General features: G+C 64.7%; 20 protein-coding genes. 9 read left to right on the top strand and 11 right to left on the bottom strand.

Annotated elements, in window-relative coordinates; genetic code table 11:
• Positions 1–92: 92 nt before the first annotated feature.
• Entirely contained in the window at positions 93–683 is a 591-nt protein-coding gene (locus N6L25_RS11390; protein ID WP_271980318.1) for a rhodanese-like domain-containing protein, read from the bottom strand.
• Between the two features lie 187 nt (positions 684–870).
• On the opposite strand from N6L25_RS11390, the gene N6L25_RS11385 reads away from it, so the two are divergent.
• From N6L25_RS11385 to N6L25_RS11375, 3 genes are read left to right on the top strand one after another with little or no spacing between them, the layout of a single operon-like run.
• Positions 871–1881 (top strand): ABC transporter substrate-binding protein, encoded by a 1011-nt coding sequence (locus tag N6L25_RS11385; protein WP_271980316.1) that lies wholly within the window; start codon positions 871–873, stop codon positions 1879–1881.
• Entirely contained in the window at positions 1878–2648 is a 771-nt protein-coding gene (locus N6L25_RS11380; protein WP_271980314.1) for an ABC transporter permease, read from the top strand. The genes N6L25_RS11385 and N6L25_RS11380 overlap by 4 nt, the downstream gene beginning before the upstream one ends.
• Positions 2641–3285 (top strand): ATP-binding cassette domain-containing protein, encoded by a 645-nt coding sequence (locus N6L25_RS11375; RefSeq protein WP_271980312.1) that lies wholly within the window; start codon positions 2641–2643, stop codon positions 3283–3285. The genes N6L25_RS11380 and N6L25_RS11375 overlap by 8 nt, the downstream gene beginning before the upstream one ends.
• A gap of 661 nt (positions 3286–3946) precedes the next feature.
• Here the strand turns inward: N6L25_RS11375 and N6L25_RS11370 are convergent.
• The 4 genes from N6L25_RS11370 to N6L25_RS11355 form a co-directional block, all read right to left on the bottom strand.
• On the bottom strand, positions 3947–4747 hold the full coding sequence (locus N6L25_RS11370) for an ABC transporter permease (protein WP_271980310.1): 801 nt from the start codon (positions 4745–4747) through the stop codon (positions 3947–3949).
• Complete coding sequence (locus tag N6L25_RS11365) at positions 4744–5472, bottom strand: ATP-binding cassette domain-containing protein (RefSeq protein ID WP_271980308.1); 729 nt, start codon at positions 5470–5472, stop codon at positions 4744–4746. The genes N6L25_RS11370 and N6L25_RS11365 overlap by 4 nt, the downstream gene beginning before the upstream one ends.
• Positions 5469–6443 carry a YVTN family beta-propeller repeat protein gene (locus N6L25_RS11360; RefSeq protein ID WP_271980306.1) on the bottom strand — a complete coding sequence of 325 codons (975 nt, stop codon included), beginning with the start codon at positions 6441–6443 and terminating at the stop codon, positions 5469–5471. The genes N6L25_RS11365 and N6L25_RS11360 overlap by 4 nt, the downstream gene beginning before the upstream one ends.
• A gap of 64 nt (positions 6444–6507) precedes the next feature.
• On the bottom strand, positions 6508–7692 hold the full coding sequence (locus N6L25_RS11355) for an ABC transporter substrate-binding protein (protein ID WP_442915233.1): 1185 nt from the start codon (positions 7690–7692) through the stop codon (positions 6508–6510).
• Positions 7693–7967: 275 nt separating this feature from the next.
• Between N6L25_RS11355 and pedF the strand changes: the two genes are divergently transcribed.
• The 6 genes from pedF to exaC all read left to right on the top strand — a co-directional run bounded on the left by pedF (position 7968) and on the right by exaC (position 14842).
• On the top strand, positions 7968–8396 hold the full coding sequence (gene pedF, locus N6L25_RS11350) for a cytochrome c-550 PedF (protein ID WP_271980304.1): 429 nt from the start codon (positions 7968–7970) through the stop codon (positions 8394–8396).
• 45 nt (positions 8397–8441) lie between these two features.
• Positions 8442–9392 carry a substrate-binding periplasmic protein gene (locus tag N6L25_RS11345; RefSeq protein WP_442915232.1) on the top strand — a complete coding sequence of 317 codons (951 nt, stop codon included), beginning with the start codon at positions 8442–8444 and terminating at the stop codon, positions 9390–9392.
• Positions 9393–9396: 4 nt separating this feature from the next.
• Complete coding sequence (locus N6L25_RS11340) at positions 9397–10176, top strand: quinoprotein dehydrogenase-associated SoxYZ-like carrier (RefSeq protein ID WP_271980303.1); 780 nt, start codon at positions 9397–9399, stop codon at positions 10174–10176.
• The gene (locus N6L25_RS11335) at positions 10173–11126 is read left to right on the top strand and encodes a quinoprotein relay system zinc metallohydrolase 1 (RefSeq protein ID WP_271980301.1); all 954 of its coding nucleotides are present in this window, start codon (positions 10173–10175) and stop codon (positions 11124–11126) included. Before N6L25_RS11340 ends, N6L25_RS11335 begins: the two co-directional genes overlap by 4 nt.
• Positions 11127–11307: 181 nt before the next feature.
• Positions 11308–13080 (top strand): PQQ-dependent methanol/ethanol family dehydrogenase, encoded by a 1773-nt coding sequence (locus N6L25_RS11330; RefSeq protein WP_271980298.1) that lies wholly within the window; start codon positions 11308–11310, stop codon positions 13078–13080.
• A gap of 244 nt (positions 13081–13324) precedes the next feature.
• Positions 13325–14842 (top strand): acetaldehyde dehydrogenase ExaC, encoded by a 1518-nt coding sequence (gene exaC / locus N6L25_RS11325; protein WP_271980296.1) that lies wholly within the window; start codon positions 13325–13327, stop codon positions 14840–14842.
• 263 nt (positions 14843–15105) lie between these two features.
• Here exaC and N6L25_RS11320 read toward each other — a convergent pair whose 3' ends face one another.
• Genes N6L25_RS11320 through N6L25_RS11295 form a run of 6 tightly spaced genes read right to left on the bottom strand, consistent with a single transcriptional unit; the run spans position 15106 to position 22006 of the window.
• Positions 15106–17067, bottom strand: a complete 1962-nt coding sequence (locus N6L25_RS11320) for a serine/threonine-protein kinase (RefSeq protein WP_271980294.1) — start codon at positions 17065–17067, stop codon at positions 15106–15108.
• A complete protein-coding gene (locus N6L25_RS11315; RefSeq protein WP_271980293.1) occupies positions 17064–17993 on the bottom strand; it encodes a PP2C family protein-serine/threonine phosphatase in 930 nt (309 codons plus the stop codon). The genes N6L25_RS11320 and N6L25_RS11315 overlap by 4 nt, the downstream gene beginning before the upstream one ends.
• Positions 17990–19813 carry a M4 family metallopeptidase gene (locus N6L25_RS11310; RefSeq protein ID WP_271980292.1) on the bottom strand — a complete coding sequence of 608 codons (1824 nt, stop codon included), beginning with the start codon at positions 19811–19813 and terminating at the stop codon, positions 17990–17992. The genes N6L25_RS11315 and N6L25_RS11310 overlap by 4 nt, the downstream gene beginning before the upstream one ends.
• Positions 19810–20508 (bottom strand): hypothetical protein, encoded by a 699-nt coding sequence (locus tag N6L25_RS11305; protein ID WP_271980291.1) that lies wholly within the window; start codon positions 20506–20508, stop codon positions 19810–19812. Before N6L25_RS11305 ends, N6L25_RS11310 begins: the two co-directional genes overlap by 4 nt.
• Positions 20509–20535: 27 nt before the next feature.
• Entirely contained in the window at positions 20536–21402 is an 867-nt protein-coding gene (locus N6L25_RS11300; protein WP_271980290.1) for a PP2C family protein-serine/threonine phosphatase, read from the bottom strand.
• Between the two features lie 13 nt (positions 21403–21415).
• Positions 21416–22006: an FHA domain-containing protein gene (locus N6L25_RS11295; protein WP_271980289.1), complete on the bottom strand. Its 591-nt coding sequence runs from the start codon at positions 22004–22006 to the stop codon at positions 21416–21418.
• Between the last annotated feature and the right edge of the window lie 3 nt (positions 22007–22009).

Raw genomic sequence — 22009 nt, 5'->3', positions numbered from 1 at the left:
TGTTGTGGGCTGGTTTGAGGCGTGTCGTCAACCTCATCATAGCCCGTTTTACGTGGGCTGCTATTGTCGGCATCAGTCAGCATGGTGTTACCTCACAAATCACTCGATGATTCGGAATGAAACCGCGGCCTGACCGGCGTGGCGGGCGGCATCGGCAAGCCGGCATTGGCCCAGCCATCGACCCCCTCCTTGTACCAGTAGAGATTGCGGAAACCGGCCTCGGCCAGGCGCTTGACCGCATTCCAGGACAGCCAGCAGTCGGATTTGCACAGCACCGCCACCGGGTGATTGCGGTTGTGGCGAGTCAGCTCCAGGGCGTTGTTGATCAGGTACTTGTGCCAGGCGTCATCGAGGCGGCCACGGCCGGTATTCGGTAGCCAGACCGCGGACGGCAGTGAAAGGTGGGGCTCGGTTTGCAGGAAACGGTCGGCGCGGTAATCCAGGTTGATGACGTCGATCAGCACCAGCGCCGGTTCTCGCTGGAGTAAAGCCTGCATGCCTTCGGTGGACACGGTTTCCGCACCCACGGCCCTGGCCGGGGTCGGGCTGCGGTAGCGGTCGATGCGATAGCCATCGTCGGAAAACAGCGCCTCCTGGGATTCCGGCAAGGGTGCGACGGTTGACTCGGCGGTTGCGCCAACGCCCAGGGATAAGAACGCGAGACCGATCAGTTGCCTGACCATATTGAAAAACCTCTGTTTAGGGGCCGCTGAACTCCAGAGATAATCCAGAGTCATTCAGCGGCACCTTTATTATTGTGCTGATCCCATTAGACGTGAACACCGTCTTGGGTTGAATGAGACCATCGCAGCAAAAAAGAAGCACTAAAGTACTATTCTAGCGCCTGCCGGTGCTTCGTATCGTGAAGCTATGTATACCATTGATCGGCTTGTACATTGCAGCCCCTGTCGCAGCCCCTGTTGGAGGGTACTGGCGGCCCTGGCGCTGTGGCTCGGCAGTCTGGGCCTGCTGGCGCCGGTCGCCACCAAGGCCGACCCGCTACCCACCTTGTCGCTCAGTGTCCTGCAATTTGGCACCGCCCACTGGGAGCTGGACCACCTGCAGCGTCGACGGCTGGATGCGTCGCACGGCTTTGATCTGGACCTGCGCCTGGTGGCCAACCTGCCGGCCTCGCGGCTGGCGCTCAGTAGTGGCACCGTCGATGGCGCGGTGGCGGACCTGCTGTGGGTGCAGTCCCGGTTCGAGGCCGGCACGCGCTACGTCTATCTGCCGTTTTCATCCCATATTGGTGATGTGGTGGTGCCCGCGGATTCAGCCATCACCACCCTGGCGGACTTGGCCGGCAAGCGCATCGGAGTCGCGGGTGGGGCCGACAGCAAGGGCTGGATCCTGTTGCAGCGGGTTGCCCGGCAACGGGGCGTGGACCTGTCCGGTGCCCGCGTGCAGTATGCCGCGCCCCCGCTCTTGAGCCAAGCCCTGAAGCGGGGCCAACTCGACGCCATCGTGACCTACTGGCACTTTGCCGCCCGCCTGCGCGGGGCGGGCGAGATGCGATCGGCGATCCGGTTATCGGAGCTGTTGGGCGAGCTGTCGTTGCGGCGTGACCTGCCGGTGCTGGGCTACGTGTTCGATGAAAGCTGGGTGGCGGACCGGCCAGAGCTGTTGCAGCGCTTCGCGCTGGCACTGACCGAGGCCAAACAGGAGCTGGCCACCGAACTGGCCTATTGGTCGCCGCTGCGGTTGTTGATGCGGGATCCCGACGACAATACCTTCCGCGAGCTGCGCACCGGCTTCGTGGACGGTATCCCGCCGTTCCTCGACGATGACCGCATTGCGGACCTGCAGCGGTTGCTGACCCTGGTGGGGACCGACCGCCACCGGCTGATCGACGCCGGGTTGTTCTACCGGGCCGAGCCATGACCCGGGGCGCGCCGCCACGTTGGGCCTACTGGATCGCGCTGCCGGTGTTGATTGCCCTGTGGGCGGGGGTGGCGGTGTTACTGCAGTCGACGTTGCTGCCGTCGCCGCTGGCGGTGCTGGCCACCTTGGCTGAGGCGGCGGGCTCCGGCGAACTGTGGCGCCATCTGGGGGTGACCCTCTATCGGGTGGTGGTGAGTTTTCTGCTGGCGATGGCACTGGGTACACTGCTGGGGGTGTGGATGGGGCGATCGGCGCTGGCCAACGCAGTGCTTGACCCGGTGCTGGTGCTGTTCCTCAATTTACCGGCGCTGGTCACTATCATCCTGCTGTATGTGTGGCTGGGCCTGGTGGAGCCGGCCGCCATTCTGGCGGTGGTGATCAACAAGGTTCCCAACGTGGCGGTGACCGTGCGCGAAGGCGCCCGCAGCCTGGATGGCAAACTGGAGCAGATGGCCCGGGTCTACCGCTTTTCCGGCTGGCAGCGCTGCTGGCACGTGTGGACGCCGCAACTGTTTCCCTACCTCATGGCGGCGACTCGGGGCGGGCTGGCGCTGATCTGGAAAATTGTGCTGGTGGTGGAGTTGCTGGGTCGCTCCGAGGGTATTGGCTTTCAGCTCCACATGGCGTTTCAGGTGTTCGATGTCGCCACCATCCTGGCTTACAGCCTGGCGTTCATTGCGGTGGTCCAACTGATTGAACTGGGGCTGCTGCAACCGATCGAACGACGGGCGTCGCGCTGGCGCCGCACGGAGGTGTCCGGTGCTTGAGGTGTCGATGCCATGGCCGGGCGGTGGCCACCCCATTCTGGGGCAGGTGCGGGCGACGGTGAAGCCGGGTGACCGGATCTGTCTGCTGGGGGCGTCTGGCGTGGGTAAAACCACCCTACTCAATGCCCTGGTTGGTCTCGATCCCCAGGTGCCGCCCGAGGCGGTCCGGCTGCAAGCGGGCTTGCGCCTGGGCTACCTGTTCCAGGAACACCGGCTGTTGCCCTGGCGTACGCTGTTCCAGAACCTTGCGCTGGTTGGCGCCAACCGGGAGCGGTCCGCCCAGCTGCTGGCTAAGGTGGGCCTGACCGGCTACGGCCACTACCGCCCCGATCAGCTGTCCCTGGGCATGGCCCGGCGCGCTGCCCTGGCGCGCTGCCTGGCGGTGGTACCGGATGTGCTGCTGCTGGACGAGCCCTTCGCCTCCCTCGACCGGCCCCGGGCGGATGAGTTGCGTCAGCTGATCTGTGGGCTACTGGACCGGCGGCCCCAGATGGCGATGATCTGCGTCACCCACGATGCCCGCGACGCCCACCAGCTGGCGAACCAGCTGTGGTACCTCAGTGGCCGGCCAGCCCAACTGACCCGGGAAAGCCTGACGGCCGGGACGCTGTCGCCAGCGCCCAAGGTTCCCCATTAAACGGGGTTCATTGCCGTGTGGCGCCGCCTCATTGGTAGGATGCGGTGAGCAAAGCGAACCGCATCAAGGCCCAGCCCCGGATAACCGCCGCCAACGATGCGGTTCGCTGCGCTCACCGCATCCTACAGGGCTGTGGTGCCTCAGTGGCCGGCCCAGTTGGCCCGGGAGAGGCGGGCGGCCGGGACGCTGTCGCCAGCGCCCAAGGTTCCCCATTAAACGGGGTTCATTGCCGTGTGGCGCCGCCTCATTGGTAGGATGCGGTGAGCAAAGCGAACCGCATCAAGGCCCGGCCCGGTGAACCGCCGCCAACGATGCGGTTCGCTGCGCTCACCACATCCTACAGGGCTGTGGTGCCTCAGTGGCCGGCCCAGTTGGCCCGGGAGAGGCGGGCGGCCGGGACGCTGTCGCCAGCGCCCAAGGTTCCCCCATTAAACGGGGTTCATTGCCGTGTGGCGCCGCCTCATTGGTAGGATGCGGTGAGCAAAGCGAACCGCATCAAGGCCCGGCCCGGTGAACCGCCGCCAATGATGCGGTTCGCTGCGCTCACCGCATCCTACAGGGCTGTGGTGCCTCAGTGGCCGGTCGAGCTGACCCGGCAAGCCTCGAGGCTGGCAGGATGTCGCCCGCATCGAGGTTCCCCATTAAATGGGTTTTACTGCCGTCAGCGGCGGGTGCCCAGGATGCGGGTGCGTTGGGGGCGGAAGGCGGCGGTGGCCAGCGTCGCCAGCACCAAACTGACGCCGGCGGTGATGGCGTAGGCCTCGGTGTTCCACTGCAGGTAGAGCGCAAAGCGGATGGTTTCCACCGCGTGGGTGAAGGGGTTGACCTGGCACAGCCAGTACAACCAGGGCGAGGCTTCCTGCATCTTCCACAGTGGGTAAAGCGCCGACGACAGGAAGAACATGGGGAAGATCACGAAGTTCATCACCCCGGCAAAATTCTCCAGCTGTTTGACCCAGGTGGCGATCAGCAGGCCCAGGGCCCCCAGCATCAGCGCCGTCAACATCAGCGCGGGCAGTACCGCCAGGTAGCCCCAGGCCGGCGTTTCCACATCGATCAGCCGGGCGATCAGCAGGAAGACATAGACCTGGCCGATGGCCACCAGTCCCATCGCCAGCAGCTTGGTGATCAGCAGGAACGGTCGCGGCAGCGGGCTCATCAGCAGCACCCGCATGCTGCCCAGCTCCCGGTCATAGACCATCGACAGCGCCCCCTGCATGCTGTTGAACAGCACGATCATGCCGCACAGTCCCGGGACTATGTAGGTTTCGTAGGTGATGTAGGTCTGGTAGGGCGCGATGATGGAGATGCCGAGCACGGCGCGGAAGCCGGCGGCGAACACCAGCAGCCACAACAGCGGTCGCACCAGGGCGCTGGCGAAGCGGGTGCGCTGCTGCCAGAACCGCTGCCATTCCCGCGCCTGCACGGCGAGGAAGCAGTTGAGGTATTGGCTCGGTGTCATGACGTGGTCTCCCCGGTCAGGGCCTGGAAGGTTTCGGCAAGGGTGGCGGTGCCTTCGGCCTGGCACAGGGCGTGGCCCTCGCCGTTGGCCAGCAGCTGGCCCCGATGCAGGATCAACACAGGGTCATTGCTGTCCACCTCTTCGATCAGGTGGGTGGCCCAGAGCACCGTCAGGCCGCGATCGCGGCACAGGCTACGAACGTGTTGGTTCAGCGCCTGGCGGCTGGGCACGTCGAGGCCGACGGTGGGCTCGTCCAGCAACAGCAGGCTGGGTTGATGCAGCAGCGCACGGGCAATTTCCACCCGCCGCCGGTGGCCGCCGTTGAGCAGGCGCACTGCATCGCCGGCCCGCGCCAGCAGGCCAAAGCGCTCCAGCTCCTGATCGCACAGCCGTCGCGCCTGGCGCAACGACAGGCCGTGCAGGCCGGCGTGATACATCAGGTTCTGCCGCACGGTCAGGTCCAGGTCGAGGGCGTTTTGCTGGAACACCACGCCGAGCTGGCGCAGCGCTGCGGCGGGGTGCCGCTTGAGCGAGCGGCCGTCCAGCAGCACGTCGCCGCACTGGATCGCCAGCAACCGGGTCAGCAATCCGAACAGCGTCGACTTGCCGGCGCCGTTGGGCCCCAGCAGCGCATGGAAGCCCCCCGGGGCCAGCTCGAAGCTGACCTCGGACAGCACCGGCTGACGGCCATAGCGGAAACTGAGGTTGCGGGCCGTCAGGGTCATGAGGTGGGATCGATCACGACGCCCCAGGGGTAGCGTCCGACCTTGATGGACTTGATCACCTTCAGCTCTTCCACATCGATCACCGAGACATCACCGGAGACGCCGTTGGTGGTGTAGAGCTGGCTTTCGTCTTTGTTGAGATCCAGCTGCCACACCCGGCTGCCCACCAGCAGGTAGTCCAGCACCTCGTAGGTCTGGGCATCCACCACCGCGACGTGGTTGGCCGGCCCCAGGGCGACGAAGGCGTACTTGCCGTCGGAGGTGAGTTCGATGCCCACCGGCTGCACCTTGTCCTGGTTGACGCCGCGAATGCTGAAGGTGAGTTGCTTGATCTCCTCCAGGCTGTCGACGTCGATGATGTGTACGGTGCCGCCAATTTCCGCCGACGCCCAGGCGATCTTGCTGTCGTCGCTGAACTCCACATGCCGCGGGCGCTGGCCCACCACGAGGTTCTTCTTGATCTGGAAGTCGGTGGTGTCGATCCAGTGCAGCATGCTGGAGGTCTCACTGGTGTTCACCGCCCACCGGCCGTCCGGGCTCACCGCCATGCCTTCCGGCTCCACGCCCACGTCGATCTGTGCCAATACGTCTTTGGTGTCCACGTCCACCACGGTGACGATGGCGTCGTCCTCGTTGGCGATGTAGAGGTGGCGGTTGTTGGGGTGCAGCGAGAACTGCTCCGGGTCTTCGCCGGAGGGCAGGGTGTCGATGATACGACGGCTGGCCAGATCCAGGATCTGCACGGTGTCGTCGTCGCTGGCGCAGATGTACAGCTTACTGTAGTCCTTGGACAGCAGGATGCCCCGGGGGCGCTGGCCCACCTCGATGGTTTCCACCACCGCCAGGGTCTCGGTGTCGATCACCGAAATGGAGTTGTCCTTCTCATTGGAGACGTAGGCCAGGCTGGCCGCCGCCGGGGCCGACAGGCCGATCATCGCCGCCAGGGCTGTGGTGTTGAAGAGAGTTTTCATGGTGTGCTCCTTGTTGTTCTGTGGCGGCGCGGTGGCCGTGGGTGAACGATGGATGTCATCGGCATCAGTGGATCCGACATTGACTCTCGGGCTGATCGAACCCCAGCGTGTCCATGTCGGTGCGGGGGTGCAGGAAACCCTCGACGGGTGCCTGGGCCACCAAGCCGCGGGGGTGTACCAGCGGGATGGGTTGGCGCAACTGGCCGTTCCAGGGGCGATAGCTGAGCTTGCGGCCCTTGAAGGCGGCTAGCTGGAAGTTGTCGGAGAACAGGAAATCCCGCACCTGGGCGGCGTCGGCGCTGTTGAGCCGGGTCACCGCGGTCCCCACCGAACGCACCGCCGCCCAGGCGGCGTAATCCTCGCTGGTCATGTCGCGCTGGGCCAGTTCGCGGAAGCGGTTCTGCAGCTGGGCGGCGCCCCAGCTTTCCACCACCCGGTGCCAGGCTTCCGGCGTCATGCCCTGGGTGCCCACCACCGGACGCGGCAGCCAGGTGTTGAAGGGCACGAATTCGCCGAAGTCGCCGCGGACATCGGCCACCACCACGGCGTCGTACTCGTCGTCGGTCTGGGTAAACAGCGGCAGCTCGCGAGCGGCGGTGCGACGCAGGTCGGCGTCGAAGGTCCAGGGTTTGACGGCGACGAGGTTCAAACCGAACCGTTGGCTGGCGCGGCGGAAAGCGTCGGCCCACTGCTGGTCTGCCTCGGTGGGACCGGTGATCATCAGCAGGTCCTGCCAGCGGCGCTGGTTCAGCCATTGCGCCAGGGCGTCGGTGAGCATGGCGTAGCTGGGGATGGTGTGCAGCAGCTGGGGCCGGCAATCACCGGTGCGCAGGGCGTCGTCGCGGGCGCCGGCGTTGAACAGCAGCACCCCGGGTCCGGCCTTATCCGCCAGGGCGGTCAGGGTGGTCGCCGGTACCCGCAGCACGAACAGTTCAATACCCGCCGCCAACTGGCGTTCCAGGGCTGCCAGGGCCTGCTCCTCCGACTCGGCGATGACGCTGTCCAGGGAGAAGGTCTGGCCCAGAAACCTGCCGGTGGTGTTGTTGTCGTCGATGGCCAACTCGGCGCCGCGCAAGCCGGCATCCGCAGGCTCCGGGATCACGTTGGACAGCACCGGACCCTGGTCTGGCGACCACTGGATGTAGCCGATTTGAACGGCCAGGCCGGCGGCCTGTGCCCCGGACGACAGGAACAATCCAAGCATGATGGCCAGGAGAATGGGCAACAGGAGGCGGATCGTTGTGCGCATGGAGCATCCTTATTGGGTTCTCGACTCTCTTTTGAGCTTAAAGAACGGTCCCGGCACCGGAAATATTCACAAAGTACCAATCACTATGTACTAAAGAACGAAAAGCCAAACCCTGCGCCGACGTTATGCCTCTGGATCTACTACTAAGGAACTACTCCTAAGCCTCCAAAGTGGGATTCGAACCGCCGTGCTGGCTTTTTAGACTGGACACAGATAGCTGGTGGTGTCCATTGCGGCGGCACCTGGCAAGTGGATAACAACAGAGGTACGACGCTATGGCAGTTTCTTCTTCTCTCAAGGCACTGGTTGCTGTGGGCCTGCTGGCGGGCGCCAGCGTGGTCTGGGGGCATGGTAATGTGACCCCGCAGCCGGTGGACACTGGAGCCCTGCCGGATCTCGGTACCGATGCGCTGATGGAAAATCCGTTCCGCGATGGCAATGAGTATGGTGGGCTGAACGCCAAGGCCATCGAAGTCGGTCAGAGTGGCTATGCCGGCAACTGCGCCGGCTGCCACGGTATCGAAGCCATGTCCGGTGGTCTGACCCCGGATCTGCGGGAGCTGACCGAGTGGGACGATGAGTACTTCATCAACCGGGTCATGAACGGCACCGAGCGGGGCATGCCGTCGTTCAAGAACAGCCTGAACCAGACCGCGATCTGGTCCATCCGTAGCTATCTGGAATCGCTGCCGAAGCCGGAGTAATCCGGCCTGGCACTGGCCATCGCGCCACCCGGCGGAGGGATTGGTATGACAAGCATGCGTTGGTTGACGGTTGTCGTCCTGGTTTTGTTCAGCGGCGCCGTGTGGGCCGAGTTGGTGCTCAATCGGCCGGCGGAGCGCAGTTATGACATCGTGATCGAGTCTGGCTACCTCAACGTCGGCGTGTACGAGAACTTTCCGCCGTACTCGTTCCTGCGGGAGGGCGAGCCGGCCGGCGTCGATATCGAGCTGGGTCGTCGTATCGCCGCGGAATTGGGGGTGGAGTTCCGCGTGCACTGGGTGGTGCCGGACGAAACCCTGGAAGACGATCTGCGCAACAACGTCTGGAAGGGCCACTATCTGGCCCGCACCCGGGTGGCGGATGTGATGTTGCGGGTGCCCTACGACAAGGTCTATGCCTACATGCGCGATTCCACCGGTGAGGTGATCAACGAGCAGGTGGTGTTGTTCGGGCCCTACCAGCAGGAGCAGTGGCAGATCGCCTTCGATCCCGAGGATCTTGATGCCGTCCAGACCATGGCGGTGTTCCAGTATCACCCCATCGGCGTCGAGATCGACACACTGCCGGATACCTACCTGACCTCCGCTTTTCGTGGGCGGCTGCGGGACCAGACCCACCACTACCGCAACGTCTCCGACGCCTTTGGCGCCATGGTGGCCGGTGATGTCAGCGCGGTGATGGGGATGCGGGCGGAAATCGACTACGCCCTGGCCCAGCGCGGTGAACACGGCTTCCGGCCAGCGAGCAACGGGTTTCCCGGCATCAGCAAGCAGGTTTGGGATGTCGGTATGGCGGTCAAGCACACCCACCGTCAGCTGGGTTACGCCATCGAGGCCATTGTCGACCGCATGGTGCGCAACGGTGAGCTGGCGGCGATTTTCGACCGTTATGGCCTGCGTTACACCATGCCGGGCTTCTATCAGGAAATCCTCAACGACACCGTCAACGAAACCATCAATGTAACCACGGGAGGGTAACGTCATGGGGAGATTGGTGTGGATGCTGTGTGGGCTGATGGCGGCGCCGGTGCTGGCGGCGGTGCCACAGGACCCGTTCGGCTCACCCATGTGGGAGTACAACCTGAGCCGCTACCTGGGGGAGGGCAGCCGGGTGGTCCATGATGAGCGGGTACAGCTGGTGGTGCCGCCATTTGCCGAAGACTCTGCCCAGGTGCCGCTGACCCTCGACCTGTCCGCCTACCCCGGGCCGGTGCAACAGATCATCACCTGGGTTGACCTCAACCCCATTCCCCATCTGTTTACCCTGACGCCGGGGGCAACCCAGGCTCGCCTGGTGTCCCTCAATTTTCGCGTCCAGCAGGCCACCACCGTGCGCGCGGCGGTGCGTGACGCCGACGGCGTCTGGCACATCGGCAGCGCCTATGTGGATGCCGCCGGCGGCGGCTGTACCGCCCCCAGCCTGACCGGCGCCAACCCGGACTGGGAGCAACACTTCGGAACTATTCATGGCGGCGCCTTTGCGCGGCTGCCGGGGGTGCGCTACAAATTCAGCGTCATGCACCCGATGGACTCCGGCATGGTGGGGGATGTGCCGGCCTTCCACATCGAGTCCGTCCGCCTGACCGGGCCGGGCGGCGATGCGCCGCTGCTGACCATGACCCTGTCCCAGTCCGCCGCCGAGAATCCGATGTTCGTGTTCGAGCTGGAACAGCAGCCGCCGTACACGGTGCTGTGGATGCGGGACAACAACGGCAACGTGTTTGAGCGGCGTCTGGGCGAAGCGTCGGGGGCGGAATCATGAGTCGTCGAATTCTGGGCTGGCTGTGGCTCTGGTTGGGGCTGTTGGGCTGGGCGCTGGGTACTCAGGCCGCCGAACTGCGCTACCAGCTGGAGGCGACGCCGGTGGCGGCCGACACCTGGGTGGTGGAAGGCAGCACCGGCAACTTCTCCCGTGACAACGGCGGCAACATCGTGAATGTCGCCTTTATCGCCACCGGTGCCGGCGTGGTGGTGATCGATACCGGGCCGTCGCGACTGTATGGCGAGGCCTTACGCGAGCTGATTGCCAGGACCACCAATGAGCCCATCAGCCATGTCCTGCTCACCCACCATCATCCGGACCATGTGTTCGGCAATCAGGCCTTCGACCCGGACACCCTGTACATGCTGGCGCAGGGCCGCCAGGCGCTGGCCCGCGAAGGCGAGGCCTTTGCCGACAACCTGTACCGGCTGGTGGGGGACTGGATGCGCGGGACCGAGGTGGTGGTGCCGCGTCATACCCTCGAACCCGGCGTGCTGACAGTGGGCGGGCACCGGTTGCGGTTACTGGAATACAGCGGCCATACCGGTTCCGATCTGGTGGTGTTTGATGAAACCACCGGGGTGCTGTTTGCCTCCGACATGCTGTTCTATAACCGCGCCCTGACCACGCCCCAGAGTCCTGGGTTGATGATCTGGGCGCAGGAACTGGTGGCGCTGGCGGAGTTGCCCTACACCCTGGTGGTGCCCGGTCATGGCCCGGTGCTGGCCGACGACTCCGCGTTCCGCCAGATGAGCGATTACCTGACCTTGCTGTACCAGACACTGATGGCGGCGGCCTCCAGGGGGTTGAGCCCGAGCGAGGTGATGAACCTGCCGCTGCCGGATCGCTTCCAGGCCATTGCCGGCAGCCGCTACGAGCTGATCCGTACCACCACGCACCTCTATCCCCGCTATGAGAAGGCGGCGCTGGAGCTGTTGTCGGAACAGTGAGTTACCTGGATTTATTCCCGCTGGCCGCGGCGGGTCGGGGTCGTACTACCAAGTGATGAGAAAACCAGTGCTGGGGGGTAATTGTTGCTGGAGGCGCTTCCCCCAAGAATCTGGGGCAGAGGCGGGAAAACTTCCCGGTTCGTTGCTGAAACTGACAACAAGAGAATTGGAGAGCGCAACCATGAGATCGAATCGGATCGGTATGCAGTTTACTGCCAGCGCCCTGGCGCTGGCAGTCTCGTACGGGGCTAACGCAGTCACCGACGAGGACATCATGAATGATCATATGACCACCGATGACGTGGTCAGTTACGGCATGGGTCTGCAAGGCCAGCGCTTCAGCACCCTGGATACGCTGAACACCGACAACGTCCGCAACCTGCAGCCGGCCTGGGCCTTCGCCTTCGGCGGCGAGAAAATGCGGGGGCAGGAATCCCAGCCCATGGTCAAGGACGGCGTAATGTACGTCTCCGCCTCCTATTCCCGGGTCTACGCCATCGATGCCAAGACCGGCGAGGAACTGTGGCAGTACGACGCCCGGCTGCCGGACGGCATCATGCCCTGCTGTGACGTGATCAACCGGGGCGTGGCGCTGTATGACGACAAAGTCATCTTCGGTACCCTGGACGCCAAGCTGGTGGCCCTGAACAAGGACACCGGCAAGGTGGTGTGGATCAAGAAAGTGGCGGATTACCAGGCCGGTTATTCCATCACCGCTGCGCCGATCATCGTCAATGGCAAGCTGATCACCGGCGTCTCCGGTGGTGAGTTCGGTATCGTCGGCAAGGTTGAGGCCTATGACCCCAACACCGGCGAGATCCTGTGGACCCGGCCGACCGTGGAAGGCCACATGGGCTATGTCTATAAAGACGGCGAAGCCATTGAGAACGGCATTTCCGGTGGCGAAGCCGGTCGCACCTGGCCGGGTGACCTGTGGAAGACCGGCGGCGCCGCCACCTGGCTGGGTGGCACTTACGACCCGGTCACCGACAGTCTGTTCTTCGGCACCGGCAACCCGGCGCCCTGGAATTCGCATCTGCGTCCGGGCGACAACCTGTTCTCCTCCTCCCGTCTGGCCATCGACCCCAATGACGGCAGCATCAAATGGCACTTCCAGACCACGCCTCATGACGGCTGGGATTACGACGGCGTCAACGAGCTGATCTCGTTCGACTACGAAGACGACGGCGATGTCGTTCATGCGGCGGCCACCGCCGACCGTAACGGCTTTTTCTACGTGTTGAACCGGGAGACCGGCGACTTTATTCGCGGCTTCCCGTTCGTTGACAAGATCACCTGGGCCGAGGGCCTGGACGACAATGGCCGGCCGATCTATGCCGACGGCGGCCGTCCGGGCAACCCGGCCGACGTCTCCGCCGACAAAGGCGAGCCGGTACTGGCCCAGCCCTCGTTCCTGGGCGGCAAGAACTGGATGCCGATGGCGTTCAACCAGGAAACCGGTCTGTTCTACGTGCCCTCCAACGAGTGGGCGATGGACATCTGGAACGAGCCGGTGTCTTACAAGAAAGGCGCCGCCTACCTCGGTGCCGGGTTCACCATCAGGCCAGTCAACGACGATTACATCGGCGTACTGCGGGCCATCGATCCCAAGACCGGAGAAGAGGTCTGGCGCCATGAGAACCGCGCGCCGCTGTGGGGCGGGGTCATGACCACCGCCGGTGATCTGGTGTTCACCGGTACTCCGGAAGGCTACCTGAAGGCGTTCGATGCCAAAACCGGCGAAGAATTGTACCGCTTCAACACCGGTTCCGGTGTCGTCGGCACGCCCATCACCTGGGAGATGGACGGTGAGCAGTATGTCTCCGTTGCCTCCGGATGGGGTGGCGCGGTTCCGCTGTGGGGCGGCGAAGTGGCCCGTGTGGTCAAGGACTTCAACCAGGGTGGCATGGTCTGGACCTTCAAGCTGCCCAGCGACCGGGTAGCGGGCAACTGATGCTGGCTAAGTCGGCACAGCGTTCGCTGATGTAAGCAGAGTGATCGGGGCCGCGTTTGCGGCCCTGTTTCGTTGGCCTGACCAACCTTGGCCGTGTACGACCAAGGGAGGATGTTTCACCACCCAAGGACCCATTGGCGCTCCCGGTGGTGGGGTCTACAGTGAACCTGAAAGCGTTAAGGCCCGGGGCGTCAATCAGCGGTTCCCCGAGGCCATACGAATACCACAACAAGAGGGTGATCTCATGATCTACGCACAACCCGGACAGGAAGGGTCCGTCGTCTCCTTCAAATCCCGTTATGACAATTTCATTGGTGGCGAATGGGTCGCCCCGGTCAAGGGCCAGTACTTCGAGAACATCACCCCGGTCAATGGCGAGGTGATCTGCGAAATCCCCCGTTCCAGCGCCGAAGACATCGAGCTGGCGCTGGATGCGGCCCACAAGGTGGCACCGAGCTGGGGCCAGACCTCGGTGACCGAGCGTTCCAACATCCTGCTGAAGATTGCCGATCGCATCGAAGCCAACCTGGAAAAGCTGGCGGTGGCCGAGACCTGGGACAACGGCAAGGCGGTACGTGAGACCCTCAATGCCGATATCCCGCTGGCGGCGGATCACTTCCGCTACTTTGCCGGCTGTATCCGTGCCCAGGAAGGCCACATGGGTGAAATCGACCACAACACCGTGGCCTACCATTTCCACGAGCCGCTGGGGGTGGTGGGCCAGATCATTCCCTGGAACTTCCCGCTGCTGATGGCCGCCTGGAAACTGGCGCCTTGCCTGGCAGCCGGTAACTGCACCGTGCTGAAGCCGGCCGAGCAGACCCCAGCCAGTATCCTGGTGCTGATGGAGGTCATTGGCGACCTGCTGCCGGCGGGCGTGATCAACGTGGTCAACGGCTATGGCATCGAGGCCGGGCAGGCCCTGGCCACCAGCAAGCGCATCGCCAAGATTGCCTTCACCGGGTCTACCCCGGTCGGCTCCCACATCCTCAAGTGCGCGGCGGAGAACATCATCCCGTCCACCGTTGAGCTGGGCGGCAAGTCGCCGAACATCTACTTCTCCGACATCATGAACGCCGAGCCGGAGTTCATCGACAAGGCCGTGGAAGGGGTGGTGCTGGCGTTCTTCAACCAGGGCGAGGTCTGCACCTGTCCGTCCCGTGCCCTGGTGCATGAGGACATCTACGACGAGTTCATGGCCAAGGTCATCGAACGCACCAAGGCCATCAAACGCGGCAACCCGCTGGACACCGAGGTACAGGTTGGCGCCCAGGCCAGCAAGGAACAGTTCGAGAAGATCATGTCCTACCTGGAAATCGGCAAGCAGGAAGGCGCTCAGCTGCTGACCGGCGGTGACCGTGAACAGCTGGAAGGCTTCAGCGACGGCTTCTACATCCAGCCGACCCTGTTCAAGGGTGACAACAAGATGCGGGTGTTCCAGGAGGAAATCTTCGGCCCGGTGGTGGGTGTCACCACCTTCAAGACCGAGGAAGAAGCCCTGGCCATCGCCAACGATACCGAGTTCGGTCTCGGTGCCGGTGTCTGGACCCGGGATACCAACCTGGCGTACCGCATGGGCCGCAACATTCAGGCTGGCCGGGTGTGGATGAACTGCTACCACGCCTATCCCGCCCACGCCGCCTTCGGCGGCTACAAGAAGTCCGGCGTTGGCCGTGAAACCCACAAGATGGCGTTGGAGCACTACCAGCAGACCAAGAACCTGCTGGTCAGCTACGACACCAACCCGCTGGGCTTCTTCTGAGTGTTGAACCCCTAGTTATTGAACACCGCTTCGGGGGTGTTGTTGTGTCCGGGCTGTCGCGGAGTCAGCCCGGTGACGAGCCGGCACAGGGATGTGCACTGTGTGCCCGGCGTCTGGTCGGGCCCCGCGGCGACTCCTTCGCTGCGGGGATCAATGGGTCTTCCTGCCATCTCTTCGGCCCTGTCCCGGGGCCGTTTTTTTCCTTCCGCGACCGCAACGCCACGCCTGTCCGGCTATTGTGGTGCCTCTGCATAACGTCGCATCTAAAACTCAATCGTATAGTCGTGGCTGCGCTCATCGGGGTAATAGAAGCAGGCCTCACCGGTGCTTTCCTGTCTGCCCCGGCTGATGCTGAAGTCCGCCAGGCCGAAAGGCGCGGTGACCTCGTAGCAACTGGGACTGCGGCAGAGCTCGTAGAGCGGCGATGATTGGTCGATGGCGGCGATCTGGCTCGACCGCACCGTGTTCCCGCCTACCCTGATGCCCACGTCACCGCGGCTGGCCTGGGGGAGGCTGAACACCGCCCGCCCGTTCCGTACCGAGGCTTTCCAGGGCATCGTCTCGCACGCCCGGAAGGCCCTCAGCGCCAGTTTGGGGCGTTGCTGGGCCTGTTCCTCGGCCACCTGCTGCTCCCGCTCCCGCGCCGCCTCCAGCCAGTCCCGTACCCGTTCGGCGTAACTGCCCAGGGGGTAGCTGGCCAGATAGGCCTCCAGGTCGGCCACCGCTTGGGAGCTCTTGGCGCGGTCGAACAGCGCCTGCTCCTCGGCGGTAATGTCGTGTTCCAGGTTGACCCGTTTGACCACATCGTCGCCACCGGACTCCACCGTGATCTCTACCGTGCGGTAGCCCGGCAGGCTGATGCGGAAGCGGTAACGGCCGGCTTCCAGCTCCATACCCGGACTATAACGGCGGGGGTCAGCCAGCAAAATGATCCGCGCCTGCTCCGGATCGGTGTGGATGGTGAGGGCAAAGGTGGTTGCGGGCTCAGGTTCAGGTTCAGGTTCTGGCTCCGCTGGTTCGGCAGCGGCCACCTCGGTGTCGCCGGGGTGGTTGCTTTCACCGGGCCTGTCGCTGACGTCGGTTGCGTCGCCGCCGGTGGCACCTTGCCCGGTGCTGGCGTCGTCGGTCGGCTCCCAGGTCGCCAGCCAGCGTTGCGCCACCAGCCCCGAGAGCGCGATCAGCAGCAGCGCCAACAGGATCACCAGGGTTCGGCGGTGTGACGAGCGCTCCACCGCCGCCGCAGCGGGAGGCACGCTGGCGGCTGGCGAAGGCGTCGGCTCGGGCTCCGGCTTGGGCGTCGGCGGAACCCGGACCGTGGCGGCGTCGGCCGGCGTCGGTGGCATGGCGGGCTCGGTGTCGCCGCGTAAGGCCCGGACCCAACTCTCGAGGGTTTGCGGGCGGTCCTGGGGCGACACCGCCAGGCCATGATCAATGGCCTCGAGGAAGGCTGGCAAGGCTTGGGCGCTGGCGACCTCCCGCGCTGGCAGCAGATCGTCGTGGATGACCCGGTCGGAGGCGTCCTCCGGTCTTTTCCGGGTCAGACAGAAATAGGCAACCGCCGCCAGCGAGTAGATATCGGACCAGGGGCCGACATTGCCCCGGGTACTGTACTGCTCAATGGGCACGTAGCCGGGCGTGATGATGGCGGTGATGGGGCGGCTCTTGCCCCCCAGGGCCTGGCGGGCGGCGCCGAAATCGATCAGCACCGGGTTGCCGTTATCCCGGATCAGGATGTTTTCGGGTTTGATGTCCCGGTGCAGGATGCCGGCACCGTGCACGTCCATCAGGCCATCCAGTACCGGCAGCAGAATCGCCATGATTTCGTCCTGGCGCAGCTGTCCCAGCGCCTGCACGGTCTCGCGCAGGGTGCGGCCTTCGACATACTCCATCACGATGTAGGCAGTGCCGTTGGCCTCGAAGTAGCGGAACACCTGGACGATGTAGGGGTTATGGAACTTGGCGAGGGTGCGGGCCTCGTTGATGAAGGCCTCCAGTCCCCAGTTGAAGTCGTTCCGGGTGGACTCGGTGCGGGGGATAACCTGGGCGTTACACCCTCGCATGGCAATATCCACCGGCAGGTATTCCTTGATCGCCACCAGCTTGTGCAGATTCTCGTCCAGCGCGAGGTAGGTCAGGCCAAAGCCGCCTTCGCCGAGCAGGCGCTCGATCCGGTATTCGGCAATGCGGGTGCCGTTACCCAGCGCCAGAGTCAAAGGTTGTGTCACTGCAGGTCTCCCACCACTTCGGTCACAATCAAAAACAGGATCAACGCCACGAGGATGCATCCGATCGGGTGCAGCCAGCGCGAGGGGCTCCGCGGAGTTATGCCGCCACCGGTCGCCAGGGCGCTGTCGGTGTGTGGCGGTATCTCCAGCAACACCGCGCTGGCATTGTCCTGCTGCGGGTCCTGGCGCTGCTGCAGGCGCTCGAACAAGGATTGCAGGCGCTGCTCGGTGTTGCCGGCGGAGGGCGCCAGCGCCGCGATGATGTCCTCTGCGGCCAGATCGCCGAGGCCGTCGCTGGCGACCAGCACGGCGTCGCCAGGCTGCAACCGCAATGGCTGCTCCGGCCCGTCCACTCGGTGGATGGGCTGGCGGGTCACGACGGAGCGCAGGGCATGGCGCTGGCCGTCCTGCTCGGCTGCGGTGGCGGACATTTCCCCCATCGCCACCAGACGCTCGAACACCGGTGCCATGGAGTGGTCTTCATTGAGCCGTTGCAGCTGACCCTGTCGCAGCAGCCACAGCAACGAATCCCCGACACTGAGCCAGTACAGCTCCGCGCCCACCACGCAGGCCGCCACCAAGGTGGTGCCCATGTCCTCCAGCGCCGGGTTGGCGCTGGCCGCCTGCTGCAGCGCCTCGTGGGCTCCGGTCAGGGCCCGGCGCAGACGCTCGGGCATGGTGCCGCTGGCGTTTAGGAAATGCTCGATAAACTGATCGGCCACCAGCCCGCTGGCCCGATCGCCTCCGGGGTGGCCGCCCATGCCGTCACACACCAGCGCCAGCAGTCCGCGACTGCCGCCGCTGGTGAACCCGGTCAGGCGCAGGGAATCTTCCTGCTGCCGGCGCTGGCCCAGGATCTGTGCCACGGCACCGCCTGGGACTTCCGCCTGCGACGGTTGGGGCGGGCTTGCGGATGGCCGGGTCATGGCCACAGCCCCCGGCGGGTCAGGGTCACCGTGGTATGGCCGAGCTTCAGTGTGATGGCGCCATCGAACACCGTCTTGACCTTTTCGCCCTTGGCGACGGCCCGGCCATTCAGGTGCAGGCCGTTATCCGACAGACAGCGGAGGTAAAGGTAGTTGCCGTGTTGCCGGTACCACAGCTCACAGTGCTCGCGAGCCAGGTAAGGGTCCTGAGCGAGCCGCTCGCGCAGCTGGTTGGGCAGTGCGAGTTGTTGTCCTCGTCCCAGCACGGAGGGTTGGTTGGCGAGCATCAGGGAGGTGCGGGTGTGGTCCACTTCGAGGTCCACGACACAGCCTGCTGACGCCACCCGAGTTGGCGGCTCGTCGGCACTGGCTGGCGAGCCGGTCACCGCCAGTGGCGGGTTCGACGCGCGCCGGTAGGCCTGGCGGATCTGACGCCGCCGGGTCGACTTCAGCACCAGGCCCACCACCAGCAACAGCGCCAGGAACGACAGCAGTGCCACGATGAACGCCAGCCCCGGCCCCAGCAGCGGCGCTGGCGTGGTTTGGGGTTGCGGCGCGGTTTGCGGCGGAGTTTGCTGTTCTGGTTCTGGTTCTGGTTCTGGTTCTGGTTCTGGTTCTGGTTCTGGTTCTGGCGCGGTCTCTGGTTCCGGCTGTGGCACCGGAACCGGGTCGGGAACCGGCGTCGGTTCCTGGGAGGACGGCGGCGTGGTGGGCGGCGCCATGGCCCCGGACATCAGGCCCACCGCGGCGAAGGCATTGTGTACCGCGCGGACCTCGGCGCTGTCGGTGCCGTGAATCTTACCCGCGGCCCGTCGCATCGCCAGCGCGAACTCCGGCATGGTGTTGAACGGCAGCCGGTGCTTCAGGGTGTAGAACACAATGCGAATGGCCTTGTCGAAGCCGATTCCCTGGACGGTTGGCCCCTGAGCCAGGCGCGGGTGCTGGCCCCCTTGCACCATCAGCGCAAAGGCCAGGCTGACCACCCCGCTGAGGGCATGCTCCTCCTGGAACACCCGCTCGGCTGCCAGGCTGTAATGGTCGGCGGTTTCCCAGGGCAGGGGGTTGCTGATATCCCGCATCGCGCCCAGGTGCATGGGGGCGTCATAGTAGCGGTCGGCAATCTGGGCAAAGGTTTGGCCAACACGGAAGCTGTCTTGCCGAACCCGGGTGGCGGCGAGATCCTGTCCCGATTCCTTCCAGGCGCGGACGGTGACACCGAACATATCCGCCACCCCTTCGTTGATCGCCGCCTTTTCCAGCAGCCGGTCCTCGCCCTGGGTGGACTTGAAGACGCCGTGGCTGAACTCGTGCCCCACCACATCCAGGTCGTGGGCCAGGTCTTCGGTCGCCTGGCGGTGGCCGTACAAAATGGCGATGACGTGGGCGGTCTGCGGTGCCAGGTTCATATAGAAGGCGTTCATGCCGTCGCAGGAGCCGCTCATTTTTGCCGACAGGTTCGCCAGCAGCACCACCGGCGCCGACTCGCCGTCGACCGAGTTCCAGCCCAACTCCAGGCGAAAAAACCGCTCCGCCAGCTGCAGGCTCTCGATCGCATTCGCGGCTTTGCCGCTGGCGGAGTTCAGTTCCACCCGGGTAGAGGCCAGCCGTGCCGGCAGCTGGCCGATGGCGACGTCCCGAGGCTGAGTCGCCAGGACTTCCTGCAACCGGTCCGACAGGCATTTGCCGCGGTAATCAAAGGCCTCGATCCGTGCCGAGCCCTGCGCGGTCAGGGGCAGCAGCCAGGCCAGGCCCAGCAGCCAGGCCTGGCCCAGCAAAGTGACGAGCCGCCGGGGACGGCGAAATACATGGGTCGGCTTCATCGTTGCAGGACCGGTTCCTGGTGGTAGATGGTCGGGGTATGGGCGTCCACCAGGTAGCGTTCCGGCATCGACTGGGGATGGCTGAGGGTGGCGGTCATACGCCAGCACAGGCTGGGGCCCTGATCGGTGACAAAGACCACCAGTGACGGCTCGGTCAGTGTTGTCACCGTGCGCTCGGCGGGTACCCCGCGTTGATCCAGGGCCAGTCGCAGGGCCTCGGCAGCGGGGTAGCGGGGCTCGATGTCGAGTTCAAGTGCTTCCTGCCAGGCTCCGTTAAGCCGCTCGGCCCGGCCATGGGTCACTTCCAGTAACGCCTGGGCGCCGAACACCGGAATGCCCTTGTAGGTCTGTTCAAGCTGGTAGTAGGTCGTGCCGTAGTCATCGGCGGTGCTGGTGCTGACCCGCAGGCTGGCGTCGGGGCCCAGATTCAGCGCCTGCTGATCCACCAGATCCTGGGCCTGCTGCGGGTTCGCCACTTCGGGTTGGCCATCGATGGGGATGTCCCGTAGCGGTGGCAGCTGCCCTTGCGGTGTCGTGGTCACCGGCTTGGTGTCCTGAACCACCGGCGGCTCCGCCGGCTTGCCGCTGTCAGTGGCGGTGGCGGCACCGCCATCGTCGGGCTGGTCGGATGACTGTTGCCAATACACGGCTGCCACCAGCACGAGGATGAGTACGGCAAGTATTCCCTTTCGCATGTCGTTGGACTCCTGTGCGACTGCGGGTTAGGCCGAGGATGCCGGCGGCGGGGCCAGCCATCCGATCAGCACCACGGTGCAATTATCCTGGTGGGGAGCTTGGGCCATTCTGAGCCGCTCCAGCAGGGCTTCGCGACCGGCAATGAGCAGCGCGGTTGCGTCATCGAGGTCGGTGGCCTGTGACCACTGGGCGGTCACGGCGGTCAGTGTCGAGCGCACCTGCTCGGTACTGAGAGTTTCGAGGCCGTCGCTCGCCAGTATGATCAGGTCGCCGCTGGCCATGGCCAGCGGCTGATCCGGCAGGTCTACTTCCGGGATGGCCCGGCCATCCACCGCACTGCTCAGGGCGGCGCCGAAGGCGCTCAGCTCCCTGGCCTTGGCCGGGTCGCCCTGCTCGGCGTAGCGGTCGGCCAGGCGTTGGAAGGTGTGCTTTTCGTTCAACGCCTGTAACCGGTCGCCGCGCAGCAGACTGAGCAACGAATCGCCCACCGACAACCACCGCACTGTGTGGTTCTGACTGTCCCACAGCACGGCGATGAGGGTGGTGCCCATGCCGGCTTTGTCCGGGTCGCGGGCGACCATGTCGGCAATGGCCTGGTTGGCGCGATCGAGGCATTGGCGCAGGTGCTGGGCTGGCTCCGGCGAGGCCTGGGCGAGATTGATGAAGTTCTCGACAAACACCTCCACCGCGGCGGTGGCGGCCTCGTCGCCATGGCCCATGCCACCCATGCCATCGGCCAGCACGTACAGCGAGTAGTGGCTTGGGAACAGGCCGGGGTCAAACGGGTAACTCTGGCCCCGATACTGGATGGTGTTGTTCTCCACCACCGCGTAGCGGTCCTCCTGGTAGGCCCGGCTGCCTTGTATCTGGGTGGCGCTCCATAGGGCGATCATGATGGGTTGCCGCTCAGTCGTTCCAGTCGAAATCCGGACCGCAGAACGCCACGAACCGAAGTTTGGTGTTGCCCAGTTCGATCAGGTCGCCGCTGTTGAGCGCCTGTTCGTTACCGCTGCCAACCCTTGCACCGTTGAGGTACACCAGATTTTCGCCCTTGCTCAGGTAAAACGCCCGCAGTTTTGGGTCGTATTCAATGGCGGCGTGATGGCTGCGGGAAATCTGGTCATCGCCGAACGGCAGACTGACGGCCTGATCCGGAGCGCGGCCAATTCGGTTGAGGCCGTAGGAAATGGCCAGGGCATGGCCGCGTCCGGGGCCGTCGGTGACCACCAGCCAGGCGACAACCGGTTGTTCGGCGTCGGCGCTGGCTTGCGCGTCGGCGTCCTGTTGTGAGGGCCGGAACAGCACGGTCTTGGGGCTGCCCGGAACCGGCTCGGAGCTGGCATCACTGGCCCGGCCGGTGTTGGCCCCGGTCATGGATGCCTCGGCGGGGTAGTCGATCTTGCGGGTGGCTTGTTCGCCCGCGCTGTCGTTGTCTCCACTGCGACGAATCAGTCGGGTGGGGGTGGTGTCGTCGCCGGATTTGTCGAATCTGCTCATGGT

Origin of the sequence: Marinobacter sp. SS21 (assembly GCF_028369065.1) — a bacterium.
Taxonomy (GTDB): Bacteria; Pseudomonadota; Gammaproteobacteria; order Pseudomonadales; family Oleiphilaceae; genus Marinobacter.
This window is presented reverse-complemented; position numbering and strand designations above follow the sequence as displayed.